At 52.0% G+C, this 306-nt stretch carries 1 protein-coding gene; it reads left to right on the top strand.

Features of this window, described 5'->3' with window-relative positions:
* The coding region (locus ACNKXV_RS14065) for a formate--tetrahydrofolate ligase (protein WP_417908341.1) at positions 1 to 306 on the top strand (306 nt) is incomplete at both ends.

Genomic DNA, 306 nt, shown 5'->3' with positions numbered 1-306 from the left:
CTCATCGATGAGCAAAAGCTCAAGCAGAGCAAGTTGATTCTCGTCACTGCCATCACTCCTACTCCGGCCGGAGAAGGAAAGACGACGGTGACCATCGGTCTGAATGACGGACTTAACCGCATCGGCAAGGCTTCTTTGGCAGTGATCCGTGAGCCAAGTCTTGGGCCTGTGTTCGGGATCAAAGGAGGTGCGGCAGGTGGAGGCTGGTCTCAGGTTATACCCATGGAGGACATCAACCTGCATTTTACGGGGGATTTTCACGCCATCGAAAAAGCTAATAATCTCCTTTCAGCCCTCATTGATAAC

It is taken from the genome of Christiangramia aquimixticola (genome assembly GCF_048285835.1).
Taxonomy (GTDB): domain Bacteria; phylum Bacteroidota; class Bacteroidia; order Flavobacteriales; family Flavobacteriaceae; genus Christiangramia; species Christiangramia aquimixticola.
This window is presented reverse-complemented; position numbering and strand designations above follow the sequence as displayed.